Origin of the sequence: Oribacterium sp. FC2011, assembly GCF_000701645.1 — a bacterium.
In the GTDB taxonomy this organism is placed as follows: domain Bacteria; phylum Bacillota; class Clostridia; order Lachnospirales; family Lachnospiraceae; genus Oribacterium.
In genome coordinates this window covers 1-4,975 of record NZ_JNJM01000028.1, presented here as the reverse complement: position 1 = coordinate 4,975, position 4,975 = coordinate 1, and the positions used below count along the sequence as shown (strand labels likewise).

The following is a 4,975-nucleotide window of genomic DNA, read 5'->3' as shown; positions in this document are numbered from 1 at the left end:
CGTTCCGGTCTATAGTTTTCCCTGATAATCTTAAAACCAAGCTTATTGTGATAAAAATCCAATGCGATATCTTTGTCGGAACAAATCACGGCTATGTGATGGATGTGGTTCAAGTTCATGTGCTGCTTCTCCCTTATCATATTTTAGATAATTATACCAAAGAGGAATGTACAGAAATAGCGAATTAAAAGACTTTTCTTTTGACTTTCCAGAATCAGAAATCATTGTAAATTCAACCAATCTGGTTATGCGAATTATTTTAAATATGGTTATTTCGTAATGATCAGATAAGCGCTACACTGACTCACAAGTGATTAAAAAGACTAATTAAAACGCAGGGGCTTTTAATGCAACAGCCCCTGCGTTATTTTATAAAAGTTTAAATCGATTTTTTTCAAATTCCAAAAGACCCTCGTCACGCATCTTGCAAAGTTCGTTCGACATTGCACTCCTGTCGACAGACAGATAATCGGCCAGCTGTTGCCGGTTAAAAGGGATCGTGAAGTAGGAGCTGTTTGCTTTCTTAGATTCTTCAGACAGATAAGATATCAGTTTATCACGTGTTGTACGCTTTGATATGAAGCCAAGCTTTTGAACAAGACTTCTGTTCTTTTCAGAGATGGCAAAGAACAGATTCTGAACGACCATTGTGTGAAAACGACATGCGGATGAGCAGGTGGTGATAATCCGTTTCACATCAAATAAGAAAACTGCACTGTCCTCCAATGCAACTACATCATTCATGAGTGTCCCGCTTTCAGGAGCAGCATATGCCTCACCAAATATTTCTCCGACACCGATATGTCCCAGAATACTTCGGTTTCCCCAGTAATCATCTCTTTGGATGTGGAGAGTTCCTTCAACAAGGACCAGAATGTCATTTAGACGTTCACCCTGCCTGAGAACATATTCACCTTTTTTGAATCTGTGTAGTCTTGCACCTAGACAGGAGAGCATGGCAGAAATCTCGTCATCGCCTATACCGGCAAATAACTTTGTCCTCTGTAACACAAGAATAAATTCTTTCATTAAATCCTCTTTCTGTTGTAAATACAACCGAATAGTTTGATATATCATACTAGAATCATTTTACGGAATCAAGAGAACGAGAGAGGAGTATATAAAATGATCCGAAAAATCATAAAGATAGATGAAGAAAAGTGCAATGGATGCGGAATATGTGCCAGTGCCTGTCATGAAGGTGCCATAGATATCGTAAATGGGAAGGCAAAACTGGTCAGAGAGAATTTTTGCGACGGTTTTGGTGACTGCCTGCCGGGATGCCCTACCGGAGCGATCACTTTCGAAGATCGTGAAGCACCGGCTTATGATGAGGCTGCGGTAAAAGCAGCACAGCAGAATGCTGTATTGACAGAAGATAGTGATGATATGTCAGTAAAAGATATTATGAAGATTGATGATGAGACAAAACGTAAGTCCGAAATGATGGCTCATTTGGCAGCCGGTGGGCAGCATCCTGCCGGTGGCTGTCCCGGGTCCCGTATGATGCAGTTCAAGAGGGAAGAGAAACCAACTGAACCTGAAATCACCAAGTCTGAATCCGGTCCTGTGTCACGTCTTAACCAATGGCCGTGTCAGATCAAGCTGTTACCGACACAGGCACCATTCTTTGAAGGTGCAAAGCTGCTGATCGCGGCTGATTGTACTGCCTATGCCTACGCCAATATGCATGAAGAATTCATGAAAGGCAAAATCACCATCATAGGCTGTCCTAAGCTTGATGATGTGGATTACACTGAAAAACTGACGGCTATCATCCGTGATAATGATATAAAGAGCGTAACTATCGTGAGGATGGAGGTGCCTTGCTGCGGCGGATTACAGAGGGCTACAGAGAATGCTCTCAGGGCAAGTGGCAAATTTATACCCTGGCAGGTTGTAACGATCAGCTGTGACGGACATATTTTGGGTTAAATTGAAGGGAGAATCAGATAATGAATACTCAGATGTTTTATTTGAGGATTTAGAAGCATCTCTCCTTATAAATTAAACCTACGTAAATAAAAGACCCTATCGGATCAAGCGATAGAGTCTTTTATTATGTGATCATTTTCATAAGTTGATCAGAATCTTAAAACTACATATCTACAGATTGTCCTCACCCCATTTTTTGAGGTCAAGAAGGATGGGGATGAGGCTCTTTGTCTTCTCGGTGAGATTGTACTCGACCCTGACAGGCATTTCATCGTATTGTTTTCGTTCGACAAGTCCGTCTGCCTCCAGCTCTTTCAAAGAGTTAGCGAGCATTGTGTTAGTGATTCCATGTATAGAACGACGTAAATCCCCATAACGCACGATATCATTCTTATCTATGACACAGAGGATCATGATCTTCCACTTTCCGCCAATCTTATCAATGATTCTTTTTAACCCACAATTCTGTCCTGCGATATCTTCGCATAATGGTTCATGGTTCTCTTTTTTTCTCATGGTATACTTTTCCTTACCAGGTAAATAATAACTGCGTACTTGATATAAAAACTATACTAAATATAATAAGGTTATCAGCTGAGAAATACAAGTAGTCACGTTAAGATATTTGGGAAAACTGTCGATGAAGAATTAGGGGCAGTTCCAAAGGATATTCTTGTCAGAAAGATAAAGGAAATATTGTAAGATAACAATGCAGAAAGAGGATATTGAAAATGAGAAAGGCTGTTAATGATATAGACAGATGCGTTGCCTGTGGGGTCTGCGCCCTGCAGTGCCCTAGAGAGGCCATTTCCATTCATAAAGGCTGTTATGCGCTTGTGGATATTGGTAAATGCGTAGGCTGTGGTTTATGTGAAAAGGCGTGTCCTGCAGGATCAATAAAAGTTTCGGAGGTAGAAAATGGCAGTAAATAAGAAAAAGCACTGGTATGAATACCTTTGGATCTGGTCAATTATCTATTTTGCACTTGGATTTTTCAACATTCTTTTCGCATGGCTTGGAATGATAGATTTTATTTTGCCGCTGATCTTTGCAGCTGTTGGCAGCAATAAATGGTTCTGCAACCATATGTGTGGAAGGGGACAGCTCTTCTGGGTATTGGGAAGAAATCTCAAATGTTCAAGAGGAAAGCCTGCACCTAAATGGATGTCTTCCAAATGGTTCAGGTATGGTTTTTTGATATTCTTCCTCACTATGTTCGGAACTATGGTATTTCAGACATATCTGGTGTTTTCCGGAGCGGGGACGCTAAGAAAAGCAATAAAACTATTCTGGACATTCAGAGTTCCGTGGCAATGGGCTTATAACGGAAGCATTTTTCCTGACTGGGTAGCTCAGTTCGGGTTTGGATTTTATAGTCTGATGCTTACATCTACCCTGATAGGACTTATAGTGATGGTCCTGTACAAAGAGAGAACCTGGTGTTCCTTCTGCCCTATGGGAACTATGACTCAGGGCATATGTAAGATAAAATCAAAGGAAAGGGTTTAATAAAATGACATTAAACGAGAGAGCAGAACTGGCTGCAGAATTAAAGAACTCAGGAGTATGTAACTGTGCGCAGGCAGTGACAAGGGTATTGTCTGACCAGACTACACTTACGGAAGTGCAGCTAATGCAGTTATCCTCCGGATTTGCTGCAGGGATGGGAAATATGGAAGCTACATGCGGTGCCATGATCGGTGCAGCCATGATAGCAGGACTTAAAACAGAAGGTAAAGGCGCTGTAATGGCAACAAGGAAGATACAGGAAGAGTTCCAAAACAGGTGCGGAGCCTTGAGATGCAAGGACCTTAAAGCTGTAACAGACGGAAGGCCGTTATGTCCCTGTGATGACTGTGTCAGAAATGCAGTCATGGTTTATGGCGAGGTTATGGGACTATAACCACATGCTTCTATAAGTCTTTGTCCTTCCGGAGACAGAAGCCAGTCTACCAGTTTTCTGACATTAGGATTAGGGTTATCTTTTTTGCAGACAACATAAAAACTTGAAGTAAGAGGATAAAGACCGTTTCTTATGTTCTGTGCATTTGGATAAACGCCATTTACGGCAAGCATCCTGACATTATCATTTGCTACCATTCCTGAAAGATAATACCGGAATGAATAACCGATGGAGGCACCGAAAACGGCAAATATACTGCGACGCTTGATCATATCATTTTCCATGAATTTCTCCATCATGGTCTGGCTTCCGGAGTTTTTAACTCTGAGAAGAGGATTGATGCTTCTGTCAGGACCACCTACTTCTTTCCAGTTTGTTATATTACCCCTGTAGATCGATCTTATCTCATCTGTGGTAAGACTTTCTACAGGATTATTCTTGTTAACAAAAAATACAAATGCTTCCAGACCAACCGGTACAAGTTCAATTTCTATTCCTTTTTCTTTCGCTGTCTTCATCTGATTTTCAGATGGGTGTGCCGTGAAAAAGAGATCAACAGACCCTTCTAAAAGAGCATCATATCCGCGGATAGTGTTTTGGTATTGCATGACACTGTCTTTTGCAAAATTCTCGCCGTACTTGTTATCGTCTGAAAAAGAGCCGCCTTCATAGGTAACAGATCCTTCAGGATAAACTGAATCTATGACTGAAGCGTACACAGGAACCAGTGCAGCTGCACCATCAAGAACAGGGAGATCATCCTCGCTGGAAAAATGCATGGAGGAACCTGTTTTTGCAAGGTTAGATGTTTCTTCAAAAGGAAGATATCTTGCCACATCAACCATTTTTGTCTGAGATACACCACTGTAGTTATTCCCTAGACGAGAGGTGAGGGTGACATATAAAAAGACATTAACAAATACAAAGAAGCTGATGACGGCTGTGATGATAACAGTTTTTCTCATGGCCAAAGCTCCTTTGAAATGAAATATATAATTGAAGAATGTTCGTAAGCATAATAAATATAGTATGCGTGAAGGGCTGTAATAATGACTCCGGCAACAACTATACACAGTATGATTTTTATAAAAGCTTTATCACTCATATTTGCGGATTTTTGAGAAATCAATGTTGGAA

At 40.9% G+C, this 4,975-nt stretch carries 8 protein-coding genes; 4 read left to right on the top strand and 4 right to left on the bottom strand.

The genetic code is table 11. The features are described from left to right. On the bottom strand, positions 1-119 hold a 119-nt coding region (locus tag T357_RS22245), incomplete at its 3' end, for a VOC family protein (protein WP_197027366.1). Positions 120-369: 250 nt separating this feature from the next. Next, entirely contained in the window at positions 370-1,029 is a 660-nt protein-coding gene (locus T357_RS0116250; protein WP_031554893.1) for a Crp/Fnr family transcriptional regulator, read from the bottom strand. Between the two features lie 96 nt (positions 1,030-1,125). On the opposite strand from T357_RS0116250, the gene T357_RS0116245 reads away from it, so the two are divergent. Continuing rightward, entirely contained in the window at positions 1,126-1,935 is an 810-nt protein-coding gene (locus T357_RS0116245) for an ATP-binding protein (RefSeq protein ID WP_031554891.1), read from the top strand. A 171-nt stretch (positions 1,936-2,106) separates the two neighbouring features. Here the strand turns inward: T357_RS0116245 and T357_RS0116240 are convergent, their stop codons facing one another. Continuing rightward, positions 2,107-2,451, bottom strand: a complete 345-nt coding sequence (locus T357_RS0116240) for a winged helix-turn-helix transcriptional regulator (RefSeq protein WP_044917232.1) — start codon at positions 2,449-2,451, stop codon at positions 2,107-2,109. A 215-nt stretch (positions 2,452-2,666) separates the two neighbouring features. On the opposite strand from T357_RS0116240, the gene T357_RS0116235 reads away from it, so the two are divergent. Genes T357_RS0116235 through T357_RS0116225 form a run of 3 tightly spaced genes read left to right on the top strand, consistent with a single transcriptional unit; the run spans position 2,667 to position 3,838 of the window. Then, positions 2,667-2,867, top strand: a complete 201-nt coding sequence (locus tag T357_RS0116235; protein ID WP_031554887.1) for a 4Fe-4S binding protein — start codon at positions 2,667-2,669, stop codon at positions 2,865-2,867. Continuing rightward, positions 2,854-3,444 carry a 4Fe-4S binding protein gene (locus T357_RS0116230; RefSeq protein WP_031554885.1) on the top strand — a complete coding sequence of 197 codons (591 nt, stop codon included), beginning with the start codon at positions 2,854-2,856 and terminating at the stop codon, positions 3,442-3,444. Before T357_RS0116235 ends, T357_RS0116230 begins: the two co-directional genes overlap by 14 nt. 4 nt (positions 3,445-3,448) lie before the next feature. Further along, positions 3,449-3,838 carry a C-GCAxxG-C-C family protein gene (locus tag T357_RS0116225; protein ID WP_031554883.1) on the top strand — a complete coding sequence of 130 codons (390 nt, stop codon included), beginning with the start codon at positions 3,449-3,451 and terminating at the stop codon, positions 3,836-3,838. Here the strand turns inward: T357_RS0116225 and T357_RS0116220 are convergent. Next, positions 3,814-4,803 (bottom strand): PstS family phosphate ABC transporter substrate-binding protein, encoded by a 990-nt coding sequence (locus T357_RS0116220; protein WP_049962516.1) that lies wholly within the window; start codon positions 4,801-4,803, stop codon positions 3,814-3,816. The two genes, T357_RS0116225 and T357_RS0116220, sit on opposite strands and share 25 nt — an antisense overlap. Between the last annotated feature and the right edge of the window lie 172 nt (positions 4,804-4,975).

Coding starts and splice junctions, on each gene's coding strand:
- T357_RS0116250 (WP_031554893.1), bottom strand. CDS start 1,029: ATGAAAGAATTTATTCTTGTGTTACAGAGGACAAAGTTATTTGCCGGT.
- T357_RS0116245 (WP_031554891.1), top strand. CDS start 1,126: ATGATCCGAAAAATCATAAAGATAGATGAAGAAAAGTGCAATGGATGC.
- T357_RS0116240 (WP_044917232.1), bottom strand. CDS start 2,451: ATGAGAAAAAAAGAGAACCATGAACCATTATGCGAAGATATCGCAGGA.
- T357_RS0116235 (WP_031554887.1), top strand. CDS start 2,667: ATGAGAAAGGCTGTTAATGATATAGACAGATGCGTTGCCTGTGGGGTC.
- T357_RS0116230 (WP_031554885.1), top strand. CDS start 2,854: ATGGCAGTAAATAAGAAAAAGCACTGGTATGAATACCTTTGGATCTGG.
- T357_RS0116225 (WP_031554883.1), top strand. CDS start 3,449: ATGACATTAAACGAGAGAGCAGAACTGGCTGCAGAATTAAAGAACTCA.
- T357_RS0116220 (WP_049962516.1), bottom strand. CDS start 4,803: ATGAGAAAAACTGTTATCATCACAGCCGTCATCAGCTTCTTTGTATTT.